The sequence below is a fragment of the Gordonia marina genome, from assembly GCF_052036135.1.
Taxonomy (GTDB): Bacteria; Actinomycetota; Actinomycetes; order Mycobacteriales; family Mycobacteriaceae; genus Gordonia.
Genome location: NZ_JBPSDN010000024.1, coordinates 45,673 through 66,904, shown reverse-complemented (window position 1 = coordinate 66,904; position 21,232 = coordinate 45,673). Strand labels below are relative to the sequence as shown.

At 67.5% G+C, this 21,232-nt stretch carries 19 protein-coding genes and 3 pseudogenes; 10 read left to right on the top strand and 12 right to left on the bottom strand.

Features of this window, described 5'->3' with window-relative positions; genetic code table 11:
- Positions 1 to 168: 168 nt before the first annotated feature.
- The gene (locus ACSEEN_RS15200) at positions 169 to 414 is read left to right on the top strand and encodes a hypothetical protein (RefSeq protein ID WP_440713633.1); all 246 of its coding nucleotides are present in this window, start codon (positions 169 to 171) and stop codon (positions 412 to 414) included.
- Positions 415 to 1,057: 643 nt separating this feature from the next.
- Positions 1,058 to 1,213: pseudogene (locus tag ACSEEN_RS15195) on the top strand (zinc finger domain-containing protein); the annotation flags it as partial.
- Positions 1,214 to 1,574: 361 nt separating this feature from the next.
- Here the strand turns inward: ACSEEN_RS15195 and ACSEEN_RS15190 are convergent.
- The 9 genes and pseudogenes from ACSEEN_RS15190 to ACSEEN_RS15150 form a co-directional block, all read right to left on the bottom strand.
- Positions 1,575 to 2,816 (bottom strand): amidohydrolase family protein, encoded by a 1,242-nt coding sequence (locus ACSEEN_RS15190; protein WP_440713632.1) that lies wholly within the window; start codon positions 2,814 to 2,816, stop codon positions 1,575 to 1,577.
- A 138-nt stretch (positions 2,817 to 2,954) separates the two neighbouring features.
- Complete coding sequence (locus tag ACSEEN_RS15185) at positions 2,955 to 3,707, bottom strand: hypothetical protein (RefSeq protein WP_440713631.1); 753 nt, start codon at positions 3,705 to 3,707, stop codon at positions 2,955 to 2,957.
- Between the two features lie 20 nt (positions 3,708 to 3,727).
- Positions 3,728 to 4,507 (bottom strand): 1-acyl-sn-glycerol-3-phosphate acyltransferase, encoded by a 780-nt coding sequence (locus tag ACSEEN_RS15180; RefSeq protein ID WP_440713630.1) that lies wholly within the window; start codon positions 4,505 to 4,507, stop codon positions 3,728 to 3,730.
- Positions 4,504 to 5,628, bottom strand: coding sequence for a 4-hydroxy-2-oxovalerate aldolase (gene dmpG / locus ACSEEN_RS15175; RefSeq protein ID WP_440713629.1), 1,125 nt, complete (start codon positions 5,626 to 5,628; stop codon positions 4,504 to 4,506). The genes ACSEEN_RS15180 and dmpG overlap by 4 nt, the downstream gene beginning before the upstream one ends.
- Positions 5,628 to 6,095: pseudogene (locus tag ACSEEN_RS15170) on the bottom strand (acetaldehyde dehydrogenase family protein); the annotation flags it as partial. The gene dmpG and the pseudogene ACSEEN_RS15170, both read right to left, overlap by 1 nt.
- Positions 6,092 to 6,901, bottom strand: coding sequence for a 2-keto-4-pentenoate hydratase (locus ACSEEN_RS15165; RefSeq protein WP_440713628.1), 810 nt, complete (start codon positions 6,899 to 6,901; stop codon positions 6,092 to 6,094). The gene ACSEEN_RS15165 and the pseudogene ACSEEN_RS15170, both read right to left, overlap by 4 nt.
- Positions 6,898 to 8,613 carry a bifunctional 3-(3-hydroxy-phenyl)propionate/3-hydroxycinnamic acid hydroxylase MhpA gene (gene mhpA, locus ACSEEN_RS15160; RefSeq protein WP_440713627.1) on the bottom strand — a complete coding sequence of 572 codons (1,716 nt, stop codon included), beginning with the start codon at positions 8,611 to 8,613 and terminating at the stop codon, positions 6,898 to 6,900. Before mhpA ends, ACSEEN_RS15165 begins: the two co-directional genes overlap by 4 nt.
- On the bottom strand, positions 8,610 to 9,650 hold the full coding sequence (locus ACSEEN_RS15155) for a VOC family protein (RefSeq protein WP_440713626.1): 1,041 nt from the start codon (positions 9,648 to 9,650) through the stop codon (positions 8,610 to 8,612). The genes mhpA and ACSEEN_RS15155 overlap by 4 nt, the downstream gene beginning before the upstream one ends.
- The gene (locus tag ACSEEN_RS15150) at positions 9,647 to 10,516 is read right to left on the bottom strand and encodes an alpha/beta fold hydrolase (protein WP_440713625.1); all 870 of its coding nucleotides are present in this window, start codon (positions 10,514 to 10,516) and stop codon (positions 9,647 to 9,649) included. The genes ACSEEN_RS15155 and ACSEEN_RS15150 overlap by 4 nt, the downstream gene beginning before the upstream one ends.
- A gap of 115 nt (positions 10,517 to 10,631) precedes the next feature.
- On the opposite strand from ACSEEN_RS15150, the gene ACSEEN_RS15145 reads away from it, so the two are divergent.
- Together ACSEEN_RS15145 and ACSEEN_RS15140 are read left to right on the top strand one after the other, a co-directional pair.
- Positions 10,632 to 11,279, top strand: a complete 648-nt coding sequence (locus ACSEEN_RS15145; protein WP_440713624.1) for a TetR/AcrR family transcriptional regulator — start codon at positions 10,632 to 10,634, stop codon at positions 11,277 to 11,279.
- A 184-nt stretch (positions 11,280 to 11,463) separates the two neighbouring features.
- Positions 11,464 to 11,625: pseudogene (locus tag ACSEEN_RS15140) on the top strand (zinc finger domain-containing protein); the annotation flags it as partial.
- Between the two features lie 50 nt (positions 11,626 to 11,675).
- On the opposite strand, the gene ACSEEN_RS15135 reads toward ACSEEN_RS15140, so the two are convergent.
- A complete protein-coding gene (locus ACSEEN_RS15135; protein ID WP_440713623.1) occupies positions 11,676 to 12,356 on the bottom strand; it encodes a uracil-DNA glycosylase family protein in 681 nt (226 codons plus the stop codon).
- 295 nt (positions 12,357 to 12,651) lie between these two features.
- On the bottom strand, positions 12,652 to 13,092 hold the full coding sequence (locus ACSEEN_RS15130) for a MarR family winged helix-turn-helix transcriptional regulator (RefSeq protein WP_440713622.1): 441 nt from the start codon (positions 13,090 to 13,092) through the stop codon (positions 12,652 to 12,654).
- A gap of 62 nt (positions 13,093 to 13,154) precedes the next feature.
- Between ACSEEN_RS15130 and ACSEEN_RS15125 the strand changes: the two genes are divergently transcribed.
- The gene (locus ACSEEN_RS15125) at positions 13,155 to 13,523 is read left to right on the top strand and encodes a VOC family protein (RefSeq protein ID WP_440713621.1); all 369 of its coding nucleotides are present in this window, start codon (positions 13,155 to 13,157) and stop codon (positions 13,521 to 13,523) included.
- Between the two features lie 17 nt (positions 13,524 to 13,540).
- On the opposite strand, the gene ACSEEN_RS15120 is transcribed toward ACSEEN_RS15125, so the two are convergent.
- A complete protein-coding gene (locus tag ACSEEN_RS15120) occupies positions 13,541 to 14,272 on the bottom strand; it encodes a dienelactone hydrolase family protein (protein WP_440713620.1) in 732 nt (243 codons plus the stop codon).
- A gap of 227 nt (positions 14,273 to 14,499) precedes the next feature.
- Between ACSEEN_RS15120 and ACSEEN_RS15115 the strand changes: the two genes are divergently transcribed.
- From ACSEEN_RS15115 to ACSEEN_RS15095, 5 genes are all read left to right on the top strand, one after another.
- Complete coding sequence (locus ACSEEN_RS15115; protein ID WP_371307966.1) at positions 14,500 to 14,907, top strand: OsmC family protein; 408 nt, start codon at positions 14,500 to 14,502, stop codon at positions 14,905 to 14,907.
- A gap of 151 nt (positions 14,908 to 15,058) precedes the next feature.
- The gene (locus ACSEEN_RS15110) at positions 15,059 to 15,328 is read left to right on the top strand and encodes an acylphosphatase (protein WP_247867479.1); all 270 of its coding nucleotides are present in this window, start codon (positions 15,059 to 15,061) and stop codon (positions 15,326 to 15,328) included.
- A 60-nt stretch (positions 15,329 to 15,388) separates the two neighbouring features.
- A complete protein-coding gene (gene smc / locus ACSEEN_RS15105; RefSeq protein ID WP_440713619.1) occupies positions 15,389 to 18,985 on the top strand; it encodes a chromosome segregation protein SMC in 3,597 nt (1,198 codons plus the stop codon).
- A 10-nt stretch (positions 18,986 to 18,995) separates the two neighbouring features.
- The gene (gene ftsY, locus ACSEEN_RS15100) at positions 18,996 to 20,447 is read left to right on the top strand and encodes a signal recognition particle-docking protein FtsY (protein WP_440713618.1); all 1,452 of its coding nucleotides are present in this window, start codon (positions 18,996 to 18,998) and stop codon (positions 20,445 to 20,447) included.
- Between the two features lie 152 nt (positions 20,448 to 20,599).
- The gene (locus ACSEEN_RS15095) at positions 20,600 to 21,232 is read left to right on the top strand and encodes a TetR/AcrR family transcriptional regulator (protein ID WP_371307963.1); all 633 of its coding nucleotides are present in this window, start codon (positions 20,600 to 20,602) and stop codon (positions 21,230 to 21,232) included.

Sequence of the window (21,232 nt, the reverse complement as noted above, 5' to 3'; positions counted from 1 at the left end):
CCGACCGCGATCTCCGTCCGGTCCGCCACCGTCAACATCATCCGTCCCAGCCCCACCCAGGGTCTCCTACCGCGCTACCCGCAACCCCTCGTGGCCTGCAGTGTTGCTACGACGGTATGACACCGCCTTGTGCTGTCCATCGCGACACGGATACTCGCGGAGCAGTACATGGTGACTGAACTCGCGGACCCGCAATTCACTGACGGCATAGTGGCCAATCAGGCGTACGCGCTGCTCCGCGCGTTCAAGAGTCGAGGGCTGGGTACGGCGGAGTCGATTGAGACACTCGACGCAGTGGTTCTCATGACGCCGGAGAACATCCACGTCAACTCGTTCATGTACGAACCGATCATCGACATGTCCGATGTGGCACTTCGGGAGTTGTACACGCAGGTGAAGGGTCTCTGCTCATGACAGGGCGGTGGCTATTCCATGTGCTGTCGGACGGATAGTCACCGGTCATCGCAGCAGAACCCCGTCATCGGCGTCCAGTTGCTGGTACTTGGAGACTAGGTCGTTATTCCCCTTGGTGTACAAGGGGTTCCGAGAGTACGGGCTGAGGATCTGACCGGTGCATCGAGTGCGACGGTGGGCCGTGACGGTGTCGACGGACTGCTGAGCCCCGATGTTGTCGGCCACTACCTTGCTCCACCGGACAGCGCGATCGTGTTCGGCGTGGACGAGGAGTCCCAGATCCCGGACGCGTTCGTTCACTCAAGCGGATAGCGAGAAATTCGAGATGGTAATGGAAGAGGAAGAAGCCTCGACGATCCCGAGACTCCGATCAGGGCATTCACACGCGAGCGCGATGTGGTCCGCCTCGCCAACGAGGCTGTGATCACCGCTGCGGGTTGGTGCTTGAACTGCGTCTGCCGCTGTTTGAGCCGCATTCGTTCCTCGGTGTCCTTGGCGACTATTTCAACTGTTGGGCCGACGTCGCCCAGTACGAGCCAATCTTGTGGGGGCTTCTGCTGGCGCTGCTGGCAGATCTAACGAATGGGGACATTGTCCGCAGGGCTTCCACCAGCCAAGTAGTCGAGAGTTACTGGGATGCTCGAAGTCCGGCTACTTTGAGCGGGCGTTGAACGCCTACGGGCGCGAGGGGGAGGAGTGTCGCCGCTGCGGCACCCCGTTGGTTCGTCAGAGCTTCATGAACCGGAGCTCGTTCTTCTGCCCGCAGTGCCAGCCCGCTCCGCGCTTGCGCCGCAGGTGACGTCTGCCCACCTTGAGCGACAACTCGGTCAACTGCAGCGCGTTGTCGCTCAGAGTGGGCAGAAGGTCAGCTCGCGAGGCAGTCGAGACCTGCAGTCAGTCAAGGTGAAAAGGTGGTGATCGAGGCGCGGGGGATAGAGTCCACACGAGAGTGGCCGTCGCGAGATGCCGAGTGATTCCCAAGCCTGAGCGCGCCCATATCCTTGGTGGTCAGCGCGTGCAAGGTCGGAAATTCCCGCAGTAGGGCGGTGAGTCGCGTCGCCCAGTCGGTGCGGGATCAATGGTCGGCAGGGCGTAAGCGACTAGGGAGAGGGCGTTGTAGGTGCCGAAGAGCCCGGGCATTCATGGCGGTGACGCTTCAGTCAGATCGCCGACCTCAGTCGTGGCAGCTGGCGCAGGGGGTTCGTGTGTTCGATCTCGTACCGCTGCTTCGCGTTGAACACCTCGCTCAGTCCCGGAGCAGGATCCCCGCCGCCGGTGTACACCATCTGGCTGAACGGCCAGTCCGATCCGAACACGATGTGCGACCGGTCCGTCACCGCCAGGACCGCCCTCATCGCCGGTTCGGAGGCGCTCAGTGCGGTGTCGTAGTAGAAGCTGCGAATCCACTTCTGGACATTGAGGAGTGCCGGCTGGGGTGCGCCGGGGGGCCAGAGGTCACCGACGGGAGTCGCCGACAGGACTCCAATTCGCCACGCCAGGAATGGGATGGTTCCGCCGGCGTGGGACAGCTGAAATCGGATTCTCGGATGGCGCTGTACTGTTCCGCTGGCGATCATCAGGGTCGCAGCGCGGGTGGTGTCGAAAGTGAACTCCTCGAGAAAGTCCGGCAGTGGGAGGTTTGGTTTCGCGTCCGCGGGGACAGCGGCGGGGTGAACGAAGACGTATGCGCCGCGTCGGTTGAGAGCCTCCATGACGGGTTCGAAGCGTGGATCGCCCAGGTACATACCGTCGTACGCGCTGAGGAGCGTGACGCCATCGAGCCTCAGAACGTCGAGCGCGTACTCGATCTCCCGTATCGAGGCGGCCACATCCGGCATGGGGAGGGTGGCGAAGCCGCCGAACCGCCTTCCGTGCCGTCGGAACAACTGGGATGTGTAGGTGTTGCAATAGCGGGCGAGGTCGCGTGCGTCCTTGCCTTGCAGGAATCCGACGCCCGGATCGGACACCGACAGGACCTGAGCCTGGATGCCCCATCGATCCATGAAGTCGATCGCCGATTCTGGAGACCAGTCGGGAGTCGGGTAGCCGCCGATGGTGAAATGCCCGTGGTCGAGGAGCGCTTGGCGGTACTCGGGTGGCAGGAAGTGGGCGTGGAGGTCGATGCGGTAACGGCCCTCGGGTGTCGGCGAGGCGTTAGCTACGGGCGCCGCACTGGTCGCAGATATGCCGGCGGCGAGGGCTCCGGCGCCGATCAGGAGGGATCGACGGGCGATCGGCGGCGACGAATTGTCATCGGTCATAGGTAGGTCCTTCTTTCTGGCGTTGCAAACTGCGTGCCTACTGCGTCGTGAGGTGTTGGAGGCGTTGGAGGGGAAGTGAATAGGCGGATGCCTGGATGACTGTCGCGTCTGGCGCTGCGGCGGGCCGCGAGGGCAGGACACGCGACCCTCGGTGTCCCGGTGTGTCCTGTATGCGGCTAGCGAACTGCGGACTCGTTGCAATCGGGTAGGCGATCCGATGGCGATGCGTTCGAGTAGCGGCAGGTAGGGCGGAAGCCGACGAGTTGGAGCGCGGGTGGGTCATCGTGGGATCTCGATGACTGGGATAGTGTGATCGACGCTGTAGGCGTGCACGGCGGTGAGGGCCGTGGACTGCTTTTCGACGAGGGCCTTGAGTTCCGGCGTCGCGAGGAAGTCCTCAAGATCGTCTCGACTGTTCAGTCCGAAGACCACGGCGCCGTCGTGCCGGTGACTCGGGGGGTAGGCGTGGGACAGGCCTCGAGTGCGGTGGGCGACTCCGGTTATCGGCAGGAAGGTGTACGCCCGCACGTCGAGCGCGCCGCCATCGTGGAGGACTTGGCCGAATCGCTGGTGGACGAATGCCCGGAACCTTCGCAGTGGGACACCGCGGCGGCGGCGCAGCAGCAGTACCGTTCGATGTCCGACGGAGGGGTCGTGGTGGGTTGTCCACCAGGATCCGCCGCGCGGGCCGCAGATGTGGCCGAGAACGTTGTCGAAGACGTTCTGTTCGTCATGGACGATCGTCTCGAGCATGCCGCGAGCGGCGCGCGCCATCTCGGCCGCGTTGCGGAGACGCACTTCTGTGACTCCGTCCCATTTGAACAGGTCTGGGGGAAGAGTCCCGACAGTGGGAGTGGCTGGCCAGTAGCCGTGGTCGTCGTCCGAGAGGTGGTACTGGTTGTATTCGTAGATGTGACCGCCACGCTTCACGAGTTCGGCGTGCGGGCCTGCCCAATAGCCGGCGGCGACGTCCCGCGGCAGGTCCGCTCGTAACCGGATCGGGTAGATACCGGAGAGGGTCTTGATGGGCAACGTGCACGGTGTAGGGGTCATCAATCTTCCTCGCCCCACGGATGTAGCTGAGCGGCGAGCCGGGTGAGGCTGTTCTGCATCTGGTCGCGGACGTGCTCGGCCAACTGGGCAGCGGACTCGTCGCTCATCGGGAAGACGGGCGGGAGGACCTCGGTGGCGAGGCGTGCGGGAAGCGGCAGGTAAGGCAAGAGGCCGACGAGCCCGATGTTGAGGCCCCAAGGGATCGAGAGCGAGACAGGTAAGGCTTTGAGCCTCAATGCCTGGTCGAGACGAAGGGCGCGCGCCAGCTTGGCCCCGTCGGAGAGGACGAAGAGCGTCCTCCCCGCACCCGCAGTCACGATCGGCCTGATAGGGACATCGGCCTCGTGGGCGAGGGAAGCGAACCCTGCTCGGCCTCCGAAGACGATCTTGTTCTCGTCAGAACGAGCTTTGAATGCATCCAGGTCACCACCGGGGAAGACGAGCACATGCTGACCCGCGGCAAGTGATTCAGCGGCCACCGAACGACATGCGGGTCGGGCGCCAAACGGCTCCAGTATGCGACCGACACCCAGCGTCCAGGCGATCTGGTGAGTCAGGATGGTCACCGGACGATCGAGTTGCATCTGGTCGAGGGCCGCGAGCACCGCCAGCACGTTGACGTCGAACACTCCGCCGAAGCCGTGATTGGCGACGAACAACACTGGTTCACTAGGGGCGGTGAGGTCACCTTGAAGGTCAAGCCGGTGATAGCGATGGACCCATTCGGTGCCGAGTGAGCGAAGTGCAAGTATCGCTGCGTCAAGGGGATGCTCGGTCATGACGGGCCCAATGTCGTGGCCGAATCCGGTGTTTCAGATTCGGCCAGGTCGAGGGCGATGTCGATGATCATGTCTTCCTGCCCGCCGATGAGCTTGCGTCGACCGACCTCCATGAGAATGCGCCGCACGTCTATTCCGTAAGCTGTTGCAGCGGTCTCAGCGTGTCGAAGGAAGCTGGAGTAGACGCCGGCGTAGCCCAGGGTCAGCGTTTCGCGATCGATTTGCACGGGACGGTCCATGAGTGGGCGAACAAGCTCTTCGGTGGTGTCCTGGAGGGCGAACAGGTCGGCCGTATGCGCCCATCCCTGGACATTCGAGACGGCGACGAACGGCTCGATGGGGCAGTTGCCCGCTCCGGCACCGAGGCCTGCCAGGGACGCGTCCACGCGGCTCGCTCCCTCGTCGACGGCGACGATGCTGTTGGCGACTGCGAGGCCGAGGTTGTGATGCGCGTGGACGCCGATCTCGATCTCGGGGTCGAGCGCGTCGCGGTAGGCGCGCACGCGCTGGCGCACGCCATCCATGGTCAGCCGTCCACCCGAGTCGACGACGTAGACGCAGTGGGCACCGTAAGAGGCCATCAGCTTCGCTTGGCTTGCGAGCGCGGCGGGCTCGGAGAGATGGCTCATCATGAGGAATCCGGAGACGTCCATGTCGAGTCCACGGGCGGTGGCGATGTGCTGTCGGGATACGTCCGCTTCGGTGCAGTGCGTCGCGACTCGGACCGACCGCACGCCGAGGTCGAATGCGCGTCGTAGATCGTCGGCAGTCCCGATCCCCGGCAGGATCAGTGTCGTCAAGCGAGCGTTGCTGATGTTGGCAGCGGCGACTTCGAGCCATTCCCAATCGGTGTGACTGCCCGGCCCGTAGTTGAGACTGCTTCCGCCCAGGCCGTCGCCGTGGGCGACCTCGATCGCATCGACCCCCGCCGCATCGAGAGCGGTGACGATCTCACCCAGCTTGTTGGGTGTGATGCGGTGGCGTAGCGCATGCATCCCGTCGCGCAGGGTGACGTCTTGGATGAAGACGCTTGGCGGCGTACGTACTCGGCCACATTCTGATACGCGCTCACGTATGCGAGTGACGTCTTGGACGAAGACACTTGGTGACGTGGTGCTCATCAGGCGAACTCCTCTCCGACACACGAGGCGGCGGACGTCATCGATGCCGAGGTCCGGCGTACGCCGGGAGATAGTGGGCGGCGCCCTCGCCTTCGAGGAAGACCGACACCTGGCGAGTCGCAGGAGTGCCCTTGGTGAGGGTGTGAACGGGCGATACGCCTGGGGATCGGCGCGAACTGGATGTCCTGCTTGAGGTGGTAGCCGGGGACGTAGGCCGAGACGTCCCCGATCATCTTCATGATCGACTCGCGGATCACCGACTGCTGCGCGCCGTCCGGGTCGTAGATCAGTGCGAGAACGGTGTTGCGTATAATCATAGGCGGCTCCGCCGGATTCAAGATGATGATGGCCTTGCCGTGCGCGGCGCCGCCGACCGCCTCGATCGCGCGCGAAGTCGTTTCTGTGAACTCATCGATATTGACGCGAGTGCCCGGGCCTGCCGACCGTGAGGAGATGGAGGCGGTCATGGGCATGCCTGTTCGAACTCTGCGGCAGCGGTGGCCGTGGCGGCGGGAATGTCGCTGGCGTAGATCCGTGCTTCGACCTTGTCGCCGGGCTGGACGGGGGCCATCGGCCCGAGCGCTCCAGACAGCACCACCTGGCCCGCCCGCAGGGGATCGCCGAACTCGTGGGCGGTCCGCGCGAGCCAGAGCAGCGCGTTCAGTGGATCGCCCAGGCAGGCGCCGCCGTTGCCGGTCGACACAATCACGCCGTTGACTGCCATCTCCATAACGACCGAAACGGGCTCTACGGCGCGGGGCAGTTCCTCGCCGAGGACGTACAGCCCGGCGCTGGCGTTGTCGGCGACAGTGTCGGCATAGGTGATGTCCCAGCCTGTGATCCGGCTGTCGACGATCTCCAGTGCTGCGCGAGTCGAGGTGACCGCAGCACGCACCTGTTCAATGTCGAGGCTTTCGCCGGAGAGGTCTTCGCCCAGGATGAACGCCAACTCGGCTTCGATCTTGGGCTGGAGCAACAGGTGACTCGGTACCGGTCTCCCACTCCAGTCCATGTCTGCGAACAGCACACCGAAGTCGGGTTGATCCACTCCGAGCTGTTGCTGGACGGCTGGGCTGGTCAGCCCGATTTTGCGGCCCACGATGATGGCGCCATTGGTCACGCGGTGCTGGGTGAGCTGCTGCTGGACCGCGTACGCCGAGGCGGTGTCGGTCGCGCAGATCAGGTCTCGGACGGGTGGGCACGGGCGGCTGTCGCGCTGAGCTTGGAGAAGTCGTTGTGCGGCTTCGTCGACGGCGGCGCTCTGATGTGTCATGCCGGCCTCCTTGCCGGTGTCGATGCCGACAGGGCCGAGTTGGCCTTCGCCTGACGAATCAGGCCCATCTGTCGTCGGAGGGCTGCGGTCAGGGCGCTCGCGTCCGTTGTGGCTCCGAAGACGTATTTGTCCGGCCGCAGTGCAACGAGGGTTCCCGGTCTGTGCCCCGCCCGGCGCAGCCACGTGGTCAGGTCGCCGTCGGTGTCTTCCAGGTCCAGCAGTCCTGCTCTTCTGCGTCCGTCGCCGATCTGCCCTTGCGGGCGCGTTCCAGCGGCGAAGACGGTCGCGAAGCGAGTGCCGAGGCTCTCCCACAGTTCGACGTCGGGGCCTAGAAGGTCGCGCGGATCGACCTCGAATCCGATGACCGCCCAATCGATTCCCAGGGCGTCGTCGAGCCGTTGCGGTCGGCCGTCGTAGCGACGGACCACTGGCTGGGGCGCGAGCGTGCCCTCGATCCCGCGCCGTCCGTGACGAGGCAGCCCGAGGTAGTGGTCACGCTTGAACCGCGGTTTCGGTTTCATGCCGGCGCGCCGCACCCACCCGCGGAGGCCGGGTGTACGCAACGCGGTCCACAGGGCGCTATCGCGTGCTCGGGCGAGGGCGGGGCTCTTGATCGAGACGAGTGACTTGTTGAACACCGACAGGTCGATCATGGCTTTCGCGTGAGGCCTGCGTTCGCTTTCGTAGGTGTCGAGGATCGAGGGGTCGGCCCCGTGCTGGAGGATCGCTTGGAGTTTCCACGAGAGGTTGTCCGCGTCGCGTACGCCTGCGTTCATGCCCTGGCCGATGAACTGCGGTGTCATGTGGGCGGCGTCGCCAGCGAGTAGCACGCGGCCGTCGCGCCAGCGGTCGGCGACCACGGCGTTGAAGGTGTAGACCAGTCGCCGTTTCACCTCGATCTCGTTGACGTCGACGTATTGGCTGATGAGTTCGCGAACGACCTCGTCGGACTCGAAATGGTCCTTGTCGTCGCGATCGGTCAGGGCGAACTCGAAGCGGTGATGTCCGCCGGGTTGCGGACAGCTGACGGTCGGCATGTCGGGGTTGCACACGAAGTCGAAGTAGGGCAGGTGCCGGAAGGCATCGACGCCCTGCTTTGCCTTCAGGTCGACCACCAACCAGCGTTCGGGGTAGCTCTTGCCGCTCATGTCGATACCGAGCTGGGTGCGGACGATACTGCGACCGCCGTCGGCGCCGACTAAGAAGGCGGCCGTGGCTGTCTCGCGACTCGCGTCATCGACTACGCTGTCCTGTTTGCCGTACTTGCTCCCCGTCGAGGCCGCATGAGTGACGGTGACGGAAGTCTCGTCCTGGTCGAAGTCCACGACCTCGCGACCGCGCCGGATCTCCACGTGGGGGTAGCGGTCGAGCAGGGACTCGAGCGTGGTCTCCAGGTAGGGCTGGTAGAGGAAGTTGGTGATCGGCCACCACATCGGGCGCTCAGCGGTGAGGAACTGCACAAGCACGTCGCCGTTTGCTTTGACCCATTGGATGGCTGAGTCGACGTTCATGTCGGCATGAATGTCGTCGGCTACCCCTGCCGTCTGAAAGACGCGCAACGCCTCATCGTCGGTGTAGACGGCGCGCGCGTTGCCGTAGAACTCGGGCTCGCGCTCCAGTGCCAGCACGCTCAGGCCCCTACGTCCAAGAAGGTTCGCGAAGGTCAAGCCGGTGGGGCCGAGACCGACGACCACGACGTCATAGTGTGTCACGAGGAGACTCCTTGTAGTGAGGTGGTGCTTAGCCCTGGGACGGTGATCTCCGGCCTCCGGGCGTTCATGACGGCTTGGCGAAGTTGGCCCAGCTTGTCGAAGATTCCGGGATCAACGGTGTTGTGGCCCCAAACGCTGATTCCTTGGTAGGTGACGACCTGCCAAGCCTCTTCCAGTTCGGGAGTGACCACGATCGGGTCCCAACCGACTTCCAGCTCGAATCCGGACGGGGTGACGCAGTAGAACGACAGCTCGCGATCGTTGGTGTGCTGGCCGATGGACCATGCCATGTCGAAGCCGAGTTCACGCACGCGTTGGTAGGCCGCGATCATGTCTTCCAGATCGGCGACCTGGATGTTGACGTGCTGAGCCTTGGTGCGTATCGGATCGATCGTGAGATGACGAATGCCCGCAACCGCGATCGAGTGGTGACGTTCGTTGACGCGCAGGAACCGGATCTTGAGGGCGAGCCCGCTGATGTTCTCGTCGATGTAGTCCGACAGCCGGGAATCGAAGACCGTGTTGTAGTAGCCGTGGATTCCTCGGGGGTCGCGAGAGGTGATGGCGACGTGTCCCATCCCCGCGGCGCCGGTGACGAAGCCGGACGTGATCATGTGCAGCGGCCGGGGTGTCGTGTGCGCGGTCGTGAAGATCTCCTGCACGATGCCCTTCGGGCCCGCGAAGCGCCACAGGCGTTGGACACCGCGTAGAGCGGCTTCCTCCGGCGTGCCCTCGTGGATGGGCACGCCGCGCTCGGTGACTCGGCGCACGATGCGATCGAAGGTGTCGTGATCGGTGACCTGCCATCCGATCGCCATCAAGTCTTCGGCCGCACCACGCTGAATCAGGAACCGGCACTCGTGCTCGTCGAGGCGGAACCGCAGCGCGTCGTTCGTCAACTCGTCGACGTGCAGTCCTATCGCGTCGGCGCCGAAACGCTGCCAGGTGCGCAGCCGCTGCGACTCGACGACCAAGTAGCCCAACTGCACCGCGCCAAAGGCCGAACCGTCGGTATTGGGCCGGAAGAAGTCGCTCATACCTCGCTCCCGAGGAAGCTCAGCGCGAGATCGTTGAACAAGGAGGCGCGCTCCCACTGAACCCAGTGCCCGGTCTTGGCTGCGACATACAGGTCGCAATTGGGCATCGCCTCGGCCAACGTAGTCCCGCCGGACGGCCGATTCACCTTGTCGTCGGCACCCCAGATCACGAGTGTCGGTGCCTGGACCTTCGACAGCCTCTTGTCGCGCGTGAAGTCCATCCGGAGCAAGGTTCGCAGCGCCTTCGGGCCGGACGGGCGTCGCAGCGGCGGATTCGACACCACCTCGGGCTGGATGCTCGCCGCGTACCGCAGATCGATCAGCTCGTCAGGCACCGACGCCCCGTCGTAGACCAGGAAGTCCCGAATGAACGACTCCAACTTCTCCCGCGTCGGACCGTCGCTGCCGTAGTAGTTCAGCAAGCTGTTCAGACCCTTGGTTGGAAGTGCGCGCGTCGTGCCGATGCCGCCAGGTCCCATGAGGATCATCCGGTCGACCTTGTCGGGGCGGTCCATCGCCAATCGAAGAGCTGCCGCGCCACCATACGAATTGCCCACCAGATGTGCCTTCCCGATATCCAGCTCATCGAGCAGACCGCGGATGGACACTGCCAGATCGCCGAAGGGATCCTCGTGATCGATGTCCTTGGATGACCGGCCGTAGCCAGGCATGTCGGGAACGATCACACGGAACCGCTCAGCGAGCGCGTCGATGTTGCGCGCGTAATTCGACGCACCGGTCGCACCGGCACCGCCGCCGTGCAACAAGACGACGGGAGCGCCGGCTCCGGCCTCGGTCACGAAAATGCGTCGCCGGCCGACCTCGACGGTGCGCTCGATCCGCGCGACACCCTTGACTTCGGTCATGTCCTGTCCTCCTACAGTTATTTTCTGATGAAATCATCACAAAAGTTATGCTGCGTCGTCAAGGGTTTCTGATAGATTCGTTCAAGAACTGCACCCGAACGGAAGGGCCGGACGAATGACAGTCGAAGGCGCCCCGCGTTCGGCCCGTCGGCCGGACCCGCGAAAGGCCCGGACTCGCGCAGCCTTGATCGCGGCTGGTCGCCGCCTGCTTGCCGAAGGGCGGATCGCCGTCAGCGTTCAGGAGATCACCAGCGAGGCCAGCGTCGGATTTGGCAGCTTCTACAACCACTTCGACAGCAAGGAGGACTTGTTTGCCGAGGCGGTCGCCAGCGCCCTCGACGCCTGGGGAGAGATGCGTGACCTCGCAGTAGAAGGCATCGACGATCCGGCCGAGGTGTTCGCCACCAGTTTCCGCATGCTTGGCCGCATGCAGCGCCGGCTCCCCGAACTCGTGAGAGTCGTGCTCAACCAGGGCATGTCAGTTCTGCTCACTGACCGCGGGCTGCGGCCCCGCGCGCTCGCCGACCTCGAACGAGGCATCGCCTTGCGCCGCTTCACGGTTCCGGACGCGGAGATGGCCCTGATGATGGCCGGAGGACTACTTCTCGGCCTCGTCCAGCTCCTCGACGCCAACCCCGCACTTGATGACGCACAAACCTCTGACGACTACACGCTCCACGTGCTGCTCTTGCTCGGCCTCGACGGCGAGGAGGCCAAGAGGCTCGTCAGCCGGCCACTGCCCGAGATCCCCGATCCCGACTGAGTGCTTCCGTGACGCTGACCGGTCCCCACTGCGGAGCGTTGAGAGCAGCCTCACGCAATTTGCGCCTCAGCGGCGTCGATGAGATAGGGAAAGGCCCGCCGCGGCCGGTAACGAATTGCCGCCCGAGATTCACGAACAGTTCTGATGATTCATTGCAGGCATCGAGTGCGGGCAGGTGTCAGCGTTGACCGCTGAGTCGGGGTATTTCGAGCGCGCGCTGAACGCGTACGGGCGCGAGGGCGAGCCGTGCGCGCGGTGCGGAACGCCGATGGTGCGGGAATCGTTCATGAACCGGTCGTCGTTCTTCTGTCCGTCGTGCCAGCGTCCGCCGCGCAGACGCGCGTGATTCCGCGGGAGTAGCCGTGGTCGTGCTCCGCGACAGGTGATGCGCCGGGCTCAGTGATTCCTGGCCGACTCATATGCGCGCCGGAAGGTCTCGACGATGTGCTCGCTGTTCTTCCGTCCGTCGCTGCGGTTGACGGCGTTGTAGGAGAGTGGGCTCGGGTGCGGGCAGCGGAGAATCTCGATTCCGCGCAGTAGGTCGGTGTCGAGCCTGGGAGACAGTCTGTCCCATGCGTGCTGCGCGCTCTTACCGGACAGGACGATCACCCGCGGAGGTTCATCGAGGCGGCCGATGAAATCGGCGAGGTAGGGCGCGGCGCGTGGAGCTTCTTTGCCGGCGGTTCTCTCTGGGAACGCCGGGTTGTTCGTCGACCACCATGGCACGACGTTCCAATTCAGCGTGTACGCGTACGGTACCCCGGCCTTTTCGGTCGCCTCGCAGTAGTTGTGGGCGGTCGGGTCGTTGTTGTCCCGGCTGATGAATCCGGACTCGCCGTCGGCGGAGCCGGACGGATCCTGAAAGAGCATGAGAATCCGGACGCCGTCGCTCGCCGCATCCGGGTCCAGGTACGGGACCGACTCGCCGGTGCCGTCCCGAAGCTCATCGACCCAGCGGTTGAGGTCTCCGACCTGGCCGTCATAGCGGCGCGCCATGCGTGCTTGAACGTTGAGCGGCGCATGGATTCTGCTCAACAAGCTGCCGCGTTTGTGGGCATAGTGGTTGCGGATCGTCATGCCGCGTAGCCTCTCACGGGCCTGTGACAGTCGGCGCCAGCGCCACAGGCAGTACCGTGATTCGTCCATCTCCCGGGGGCTGGTAGGCGGTACGAACCGATTCGACGCCTTCGATCGCAGCGCCGAGTCGGGGTGGCTCGACCGTGTCGGCGGGCACTGCGTCGAGTGTGTCGCGCCACCTGGTGATCCGGCGCGTGGGCGGTGGCCAAGGCGGGGAGCTCGTCGCGGTGTCTCGCTGAGGAGCGCCGGCCGGTTCATGCCATCCGCGCTGCCGATCTGATGATTCTGCGCGCTGCTACTGATCGTCGAGCGCGTCGATACACGCGTGCAGGTCCTCGATCAGCGCGGCCGTACGGTCGGGGCCGAGGCGTGCGGCCATCGCGGTCTCGGCCTGGTAGACGAGGGCCGACGCCCGGGTGAGGAGATCGCGGCCGTCGGCGGTCAGGGTCGTCGGGAGGGCGCGGCCGCCGGAGGCGCTCGACGTGCGTTCGACCAGGCCGCGTTCTTCGAGGCCACGGAGCAGGGTGTTCATCGACTGGCGGGTGACGAAGACCGCCCGGGCCAAGTCGGCGTTCGACGATCCGGGTGCGCGGTTCAGGGCTTCCAGGCAGGAGTACTGCGGCGTCGTCAGGCCGAGCGGGCGGAGCGCGTCGTCCATGTGGGCCCGGAGCGCCGACTGGGCGCGCTTGAGCGTGTAGCCGATCGATCCGCCGTACGGGAACCCCGGTTGCACCATGTCAGTATTCTGACATACCGTGGCCTATGTCAGGATGTTGACATCTACAAGGAGTGTTCGCCATGACCGTGACCGGCCCCGATTTCCTCGCCCTGCAGGTCCGCGACCTCGACGTCGCCGCGTCGTTCTACGAAACGGCACTCGGCCTGGAACGTGCGCCGTTCAGCCCGCCCGGGGCGGTCGTGTTCGCCACCGCGACGATCCCGTTCGCGGTGCGCGAGCCGTTGCCCGGCGTCGACCTCGACCAGATCAGCCCGCGGCCGGGGAGCGGAGTCGCGCTCTGGCTCAAGTGCGACTCCGCACCCGACCTGCACGCGCGGCTGGTCGAGGCCGGCGTCACGGTCGTCGCCGAGCCCGCGCCCGGCCCGTTCGGCGTGACCTTCACCTTCCTCGATCCCGACGGCTACGCCGTTACCGTGCACGACGCGTGAGCGGTCCGATCAAATGATCAGCGCAGGTGCCGCTCGAAGAAGCGCGCGGCGTCCGCGCCGGCGTACGCGGGCACACCGCGGTGCCCGCCCAGATTCGCCTGCAGCGTCTTCTCTCCGGAACCGAAGGCGTCGAAGAGATCCAGTGCCGCCTGGCGGTCGTTGAACTCGTCGTCCCACTGGAGCAGCACGTGAATCGGGATGGTGAGGCGGCGGGCGTCGTCGTACGTCGCTCCCGGAATGAAGCTTCCGGCGAACAATCCGGCGGCGACGATCCGCGGATCGACGGCGGCGAGGCGGACGCCGATGGCGATCACCCCGCCCGAGTAGCCGACGGGCCCGCTGATTCCGGGAAGGGCGAGGAGTGCGTCGATCGCCGCTTGCAGCTCCGGGATCGCCTGGTCGAGGAGCGGGAGGACGAGGCGGTCGACGATGCTGGCGGTCACCGGTTCGCCCGCCCGGACCGCCTTCTGTAGATCGATGCGCGCCGCGTCGATGTCGGGGATGCGCGGCCGGTTGCCCGAACCCGGGAGTTCCAGGGCGGCGGACGAAAAGCCCAGTGCGGCAGCGCTTCTGGCCCGGCCGAGAAGCCGGGGATACATGGAAGCGGTGCCACCGGGATGGCCTAGCAGGATCAGGGGAGTCGGGCCGGCGGCCTCGGCGGGAGTCCAGAGGATGCCGGGGACACCGTCGAGGGTGAAGTCCTGTTCGAGGAGGTCGCCGTCGAGGCGGCGCTCAGAAGTCAGATGCATGTCGTGCTCTTTCGGGAGTGCTCGTGTCGGCGCTCCCCGGACGACTCAGCGCCCGGCCGTGACTCCGCGAGGGAGCGCCCGGATCGATGCGTTCACGGGTACCACCTCCTCTGTCGTCGGCACGGCTTCTGCCACCGTACACTGGTCGCGCCGCGCGCCGGGAAGGTTCACCGGGCGGCGGGTGTTGAGCCCTGTGGAACCGACCGCGATCGAGAGGGAATGCCGCCATGACCGACCTGTGGGTGCAGCGCACCGGAAACCGCCGCTTCACCGGGCACAGCTCGCGCGGGGCGCAGGTGCTGATCGGCTCGGAGGACGTGGCGGGCGTGTTCACCCCGGGGGAACTGCTGAAGATCGCCGTCGCCGCCTGCTCGGGAATGGCCTCCGACGTGTCGCTCGCCCGCCGGCTCGGCGACGACTTCGACTCCACCATCCGGGTCTCCGGCGCCGCCGACCGCGAGAACGAGGTGTACCCGAAGATCGACGAGGTGATGGAGCTCGACCTGTCCGAACTCGATCCCGAGGCGGCGCAGCGCCTGCTCACCGTGGTCGAGCGCGCGGTGGACCGGGTCTGCACCGTCGGCCGGACCCTCAAGGCCGGCGCCGAGGTCACGCTCACCATCGATACCGAGTGATCCTGACCGTACCGTGGCGTAACTTGCCGCCCCAGGCAGTGTGACCTGCATGAACAGCTCCGATGCCGATCATCCGCGCGGAAGTACGTCACGGTCGGGGCAGACTTCGCCGGGCACCCCGCCGCGGGTGCGGGTCTGACAGAGTGGATGCATGGAACGACTGACCGCCTACGTGCACGGCATGGTCCAGGGCGTGGGCTTCCGCTGGTGGACCCGCTCGCGAGCCCTGGAGCTCGGTCTGACCGGATACGCGAAGAACCTGGTGGACGGCCGGGTGCTCGTGGTGGCAGAGGGGCCGCGGCCGGCGCTGGACTCGCTGCTCGCGCAGCTGCGGTCGGGCAAGACCGCGGGCCGCGTGGATCTGGTGGTGGAGAGCTTCGATTCGGCCCGCGGCGAATACCGGGGATTCTCCGAGCGCTGATCCGCCCGGCGGCCGGGCGGTCGCGGGAACCGGCGGGTCAGGCCGGTATCCTCGACTGCTGTGCACCTCAAGAGCCTGACCCTGAAGGGCTTCAAGTCCTTCGCGTCGGCGACGACTCTCCGTTTCGAGCCGGGCATCACCGCGGTGGTGGGCCCCAACGGCTCCGGTAAGAGCAATGTCGTCGACGCCCTGACCTGGGTGATGGGTGAGCAGGGCGCGAAGGCGCTGCGCGGCGGGAAGATGGCCGACGTGATCTTCGCCGGCACGTCCGGGCGGGCGCCGCTCGGCCGCGCCGAGGTGACGCTGACCATCGACAACTCCGACGGCGCGCTGCCGATCGACTACTCCGAGGTCTCCATCACCCGGCGGATGTTCCGCGACGGCGCCGGCGAGTACGAGATCAACGGCACCTCCTGCCGCCTCATGGACGTGCAGGAACTCCTGTCCGACTCGGGCATCGGCCGCGAGATGCACGTGATCGTCGGCCAGGGACGACTCGCCGCGATCCTGGAGTCGCGCCCCGAGGAACGACGCGCCTTCATCGAGGAGGCGGCCGGTGTCCTCAAGCACCGCCGCCGCAAGGAGAAGGCGGTCCGCAAGCTCGACGCCATGGCGGCCAACCTCGCCCGCCTGACCGACCTCACCGGGGAACTCCGCCGCCAGCTCAAACCGCTGGGCCGGCAGGCCGAGGTGGCCCGGCGCGCCGCCACCGTCCAGGCCGAACTCCGCGACGCCCGCCTGCGACTGGCCGCCGACGATCTGGTGATCCGCCGGGCCGAGATGGCCGAGCACTCCGCCGTGGAGGAGGAGATCCGCCGCCGCTCCGACGAGGTGGCCGCCGAACTCGACGCCGCCACCGAGGCGCTGACCGCCGGTCAGGAGCACCTGGCCCGGGTGATGCCCGCCGCCGCCGAGGCCGGGCGCGTCTTCTACACGCTGTCGGCGCTGGCCGAGCGAGTCGAGGGCACCCGCCGGGTGGCCAGCGAACGCGCCGCGCATCTCGCGACCCCGAACGTGGCCGCCTCCGGTCCCGACCCGGAAGAACTGGAACGACGCGCCGAGGAGGCCGCGCTCGCCGAAGCCGAACTCGGCGCCGTCGTCGAAGAGGCCGCCGATCGGCTGGAATACGCGACCGCCGCCCTGGCCGCCGCGGAACAGGCCTCCGCCGCCGCCGAACGCGCACATCTGACCGCCGTGCAGGCCGTCGCCGATCGCCGGGAAGGACTCGCCCGCCTCGAAGGACAGGCCGCGACGCTGCGCAGCCGGGTCGACTCCGTCGAGGGGGAGACCGCCCGGCTCACCGAGGCGATCGACGCCGCCCGCGCCCGCGCGGAGTCCGCGCAGACCGAACTGGATGCCGCCGCCGAACGGATGCGCGACCTGGAGGATCGCGAGCAGGGTCTGGACTCCCACCACGAGCGTTGCGTCGCCGCGTTGACCGAGGCGAGTGAGCGGGTGGTCGCGCTGCGGCAGGCCGAACGGGAAGCCGAGCAGAAGATCGCCTCGCTGACCGCCCGGATCGAAGCCCTCGCCGTCGGCCTGGAACGCGCCGACGGCGGCGCCTGGCTGCTGGAGAACCGACGCGACGGTCTCCTCGCGCCCCTCTCCGAACTGCTCACCGTGGAACCCGGCTACGAGACCGCCCTCGCCGGTGCGCTCGGCCCCGCGGTCGACGCGATCGCGACCGTCGACAAGGTGGCCGCGCTGGGTGCTCTCGAGGCGCTGCGGGCCGGTGACGGCGGCCGCGCCGCGCTCATCGTCGGCGGTCTGGCCGACCGGGCGCGCGCCGACCGTCCGCGACTCCCCGCCGGCGCCGTCTGGGCGCGTGACGTGGTGACCGCACCCGGCTCGATCACCGGTGCCATCGACGTCTTGCTCGAGAAGGTCGTGCTGGTCGACGACGCCGCGCAAGCCATGACGGTGGCGACCGATCACGCGGTGCTCGCGGTGACGCGCGCCGGAGACCGGATCTCCGCCGCCTCCGTCGAGGGCGGGGTCTCGGCCCGGCCGTCGACCCTGGAAGTGCAGTCGGCGATCGACACCGCCACCGAAGACCTGGCCCGAGCGCGCCGCGAAGCCGAACGACTGGACGCCGAGCTGACCGAGGCGCTGACCGCCGAGCGTGCGGCCGCCGACGCGGCAGAGGGTGCGCTGGCGGCGCTGGGGGAGTCCGACGCGAACGTCGGTGCCGCCTACGAACTGCTCGGCCGGCTCGGCTCCGACATCCGCGGCGCGGAGGCCGAGGCGCAGCGACTGGTCCGCCAGCGTGAGTGCGCCGAGGAGGGCCGCGCGGAGAATCTGGCCGAGCTCACCGCCGTCGACGAGCGGTTGCGGCTGGCCAGGGACGAATCGCAGGACGGCCATGACGACGACGCGGACCGCGCGCTCCGCGAGGCCGCTGCCGCCGAGGTGGCCTCGGCCCGCTCGATCGAGGTGGAGACCCGGCTGGCCCTGCGCACCGCCGAGGAACGACTCGCCTCGGTGCGCGGTAAGGCCGACGGTCTGCGGCGCAGTGCCGCCGCCGAGCGCAACAACCGGGAACGGCAGCGACGTCAGGATGCGCAGCGGCGCTACGCCGCCGGTGTCGCCGCCGCCGTCGCCGAGGCCGCGGAGCGTCTCGCCGAGGAGGTCGCGCGTGCCGCGGCCACCGGCGCCGCCGGCCGCGACGAACTCGAAGCGGTCCGCGCCGCCCGCACCGCCGAGACCGAGGAACTGCGCGCCCGCGTCGACGCGGCGACCGCTGCGCTGACCTCCCTGCGTGACGCCGGGCATCGCGACGAGGTCGCCAAGGCGCAGGCCGCGCTGCGCATCGAGCAGCTCGAGGAGCAGGTCCTCGAGCAGTTCGCGATCGCGCCCGACGATCTCGTCGCCGAGTACGGTCCGGACGTGCCGATGCCGCCGTCGGATCTGGAGGTCCGCGAATACGAGGACGCCAAGGCGCGCGGCGAGCTGGTCGTCGCACCCGCGCCGATGCCGTACGACCGGCGGACCCAGGAATCGCGGGCCAAGCGCGCGCAGAAGGACCTCAACACCCTCGGCAAGGTCAATCCGCTCGCGCTGGAGGAGTTCGCGGCGCTGGAGGAGCGCTACAACTTCCTGTCCGCGCAGCTCGAAGACGTGAAGGCGGCGCGCGCGGACCTGCTCGACGTGGTGGCCGACGTCGATGCCCGGATCCTGCAGGTCTTCACCGAGGCCTACGCCGACGTGGAGAAGGAGTTCTCCCAGGTGTTCGCCACCCTGTTCCCGGGCGGTGAGGGGCGACTGGTCCTGACCGAGCCGAACGACATGCTCACCACCGGCGTCGAGGTCGAGGCCCGCCCGCCCGGCAAGAAGGTCAAGCGGCTGTCCCTGCTGTCCGGCGGCGAGAAGTCGCTCACCGCGGTCGCCATGCTGGTCGCGATCTTCCGGGCCCGGCCCTCCCCGTTCTATGTGATGGACGAGGTGGAGGCCGCCCTCGACGACGCCAACCTGCGCCGTCTCATCAGTCTGTTCGAGCAGTTGCGCGAGCGCAGCCAGCTCATCGTCATCACCCATCAGAAGCCGACCATGGAGATCGCCGACGCCCTGTACGGCGTGAGCATGCGCGGCGACGGCATCACCCAGGTCATCTCCCAGCGCCTGCGCGGCGTCGACCTGGCTCCCGCTCCCGCGAGCTGAAAGGCCCTACGTGAACACTCAAGTCATCATCGGCATCGTCATCGCCGTCGTCCTGCTGGTCGCGCTGATCGGCGGCGCCGGTTACGCGCTGCAGCGGCGCCGCCGGATCACCCTGACGCCGCCGGAGACCCGGGAGGTCGACGGCACCCGCGAGGCCGACAAGTCGGGCGGCTATCAGGCCGGATCCGGGTTCTCGTTCAGTCAGGGCGGCACGGCCGTCGCCGAGAAGCCGGAGCCGACGCCCGAGCCCGCGAAGAAGGGGCCGGAGAGCGTCGCCGACGAGGCCGAGCGGATCCTCGCCGGCGCCGAATCCGAGCCGATCACTCCGGTCGCCGACGACCCGATCGCCCAGCTGCCCGGCACCGAGGTGGAGAGTATCGACGACGCGATGGTCGTCGAGGAGGCCGCCGAGGCCGCGCGCGTGGAGACCGGCGTGGAGCCCGGGGTACAACCGGACGAGCAGGTCGTGCCGGAACCGGAGCCCGAACCCGCCGCGGAGGAGCCCGAGGAAACCGCTCCCGCGGCCCCGGTCCGCGACGAGATCGCCCCGACCGAGGGCCGGTTGTCCCGCTTGCGCGGACGACTCGCCCGCTCGCAGGGCGCCATCGGCACCTCCATGCTGGGCCTGCTGGGCGCCGGTGACCTCGACGAGGACAGCTGGGAGGAGATCGAGGACACCCTGGTGATGGCCGACCTCGGCACCGCGGCGACCACCGCGGTGGTCGACGGCCTGCGCGCCGAACTCGCGACCGGCAAGGTCCGCTCCGCCGCCGACGCCCGCGCGGCGCTGCACCGCGTGCTCGTCGAGCAGTTGCATCCCGAACTGGACCGCTCGGTCCGCGCGCTCCCGCACGCCGGTGGTCCGGCCGTCGTGCTGGTGGTGGGCGTCAACGGGGTCGGCAAGACGACGACCACCGGCAAACTGGCCCGCGTGCTGGTCGCCGACGGACGACGCGTCCTGCTGGGCGCCGCCGACACCTTCCGCGCCGCCGCGGCCGACCAGCTGCAGACCTGGGGCGAGCGCGTCGGTGCCGGGATCGTCCGCGGCAAGGAGGGCGCCGATCCCGCGTCGGTCGCCTTCGACGCCGTGAGCACGGGCATCGACGAGGGCGTGGACGTGGTGCTGATCGACACCGCCGGGCGCCTGCACACCAAGACCGGCCTGATGGACGAGCTGGGCAAGGTCAAGCGCGTGGTGGAGAAGAAGACCCCGGTCGACGAGGTGCTGCTGGTGCTCGACGCCACCGTCGGCCAGAACGGCCTGACCCAGGCGAAGGTCTTCGCCGAGGTGGTCGACCTGACCGGCGTGGTGCTCACCAAGCTCGACGGCACCGCCAAGGGCGGCATCGTCTTCCGGATCCAGGAAGAGCTCGGTGTCCCGGTGAAGCTGGTGGGCCTGGGGGAGGGCGCCGACGATCTGGCGCCGTTCGAGCCCGGCGCCTTCGTCGACGCGCTGCTGTAGAGCCCGCGCCCATAGACCACGCCACGGACCCCGGCCGACCACGGCCGGGGTCCGTGGCGCTTGTCGTGGACGGAAGAAGTGAACTGTGATTCAATAGTTTCACCGAAGAATTGAAACCGGATTCATTCACCGGACCCGAGCAAGGAGGTCGCGTGGCCTACCGGCAGACCGAGGCGACCCGCGCCAGCGCGCAGGCCAAACGCGATGCGATGCTCGCCGCCGCCCGCGAACTGGTCGGCGAAGCGGGCTTCGCCGGGGCGACGGTCGCCGCGATCGCCGCGCGCTGCGGCGTCAGCGTCGGCTCGGTGTACTCCTACTTCGACAACCGCGACGCCCTGCTCGCCGAGGTGTTCCGGGAGTCCGCCGAATACGAGTTCGCCTGCGTGCGACGGGCCGTCGACGCGGCCGGGCCCGACGCCGGGGCGCAATTGGCCGCGCTGATCGACACCTTCGCCGACCGGGCATTGCGCGGTCGGCGCACGGCCTGGTCGCTGCTCTTCGAGCCGGTGATCCCGGCGGTCGACGCGGAGCGGCTCCGGCTGCGGCAGAGCTACCGCGACCTCGGCGAACGGATCATCGGCGACGGCATCGAGTCCGGTCTGCTGATCCGGCAGGACGTGCCGGTGGTCGCCGGTGCGGTGATGGGTGCCATCTCCGAGGCACTCATCGGCGCGCTGAACCCCGATCTGGCCGGCGTCGTCGATCGTGGCGATCAGGCCGCGCTGGTCGCCACGATCCGCCGCTTCTGCTTCCGGGCTCTCGGAGCCCGCCCGTTCCCCGAATAG

What these genes read in the sequence shown, in the direction of transcription:
- ACSEEN_RS15145 (WP_440713624.1), top strand. Translation starts at nt 10,632, where the DNA reads ATGACAGTCGAAGGCGCCCCGCGTTCGGCCCGTCGGCCGGACCCGCGA.
- ACSEEN_RS15155 (WP_440713626.1), bottom strand. Translation starts at nt 9,650, where the DNA reads ATGAGCGACTTCTTCCGGCCCAATACCGACGGTTCGGCCTTTGGCGCG.
- ACSEEN_RS15130 (WP_440713622.1), bottom strand. Translation starts at nt 13,092, where the DNA reads ATGGTGCAACCGGGGTTCCCGTACGGCGGATCGATCGGCTACACGCTC.
- ACSEEN_RS15110 (WP_247867479.1), top strand. Translation starts at nt 15,059, where the DNA reads ATGGAACGACTGACCGCCTACGTGCACGGCATGGTCCAGGGCGTGGGC.
- ACSEEN_RS15125 (WP_440713621.1), top strand. Translation starts at nt 13,155, where the DNA reads ATGACCGTGACCGGCCCCGATTTCCTCGCCCTGCAGGTCCGCGACCTC.
- ACSEEN_RS15180 (WP_440713630.1), bottom strand. Translation starts at nt 4,507, where the DNA reads ATGACCGAGCATCCCCTTGACGCAGCGATACTTGCACTTCGCTCACTC.
- ACSEEN_RS15120 (WP_440713620.1), bottom strand. Translation starts at nt 14,272, where the DNA reads ATGCATCTGACTTCTGAGCGCCGCCTCGACGGCGACCTCCTCGAACAG.
- ACSEEN_RS15150 (WP_440713625.1), bottom strand. Translation starts at nt 10,516, where the DNA reads ATGACCGAAGTCAAGGGTGTCGCGCGGATCGAGCGCACCGTCGAGGTC.
- ACSEEN_RS15115 (WP_371307966.1), top strand. Translation starts at nt 14,500, where the DNA reads ATGACCGACCTGTGGGTGCAGCGCACCGGAAACCGCCGCTTCACCGGG.
- ACSEEN_RS15165 (WP_440713628.1), bottom strand. Translation starts at nt 6,901, where the DNA reads ATGACACATCAGAGCGCCGCCGTCGACGAAGCCGCACAACGACTTCTC.
- ACSEEN_RS15200 (WP_440713633.1), top strand. Translation starts at nt 169, where the DNA reads ATGGTGACTGAACTCGCGGACCCGCAATTCACTGACGGCATAGTGGCC.
- dmpG (WP_440713629.1), bottom strand. Translation starts at nt 5,628, where the DNA reads ATGAGCACCACGTCACCAAGTGTCTTCGTCCAAGACGTCACTCGCATA.
- ACSEEN_RS15135 (WP_440713623.1), bottom strand. Translation starts at nt 12,356, where the DNA reads ATGACGATCCGCAACCACTATGCCCACAAACGCGGCAGCTTGTTGAGC.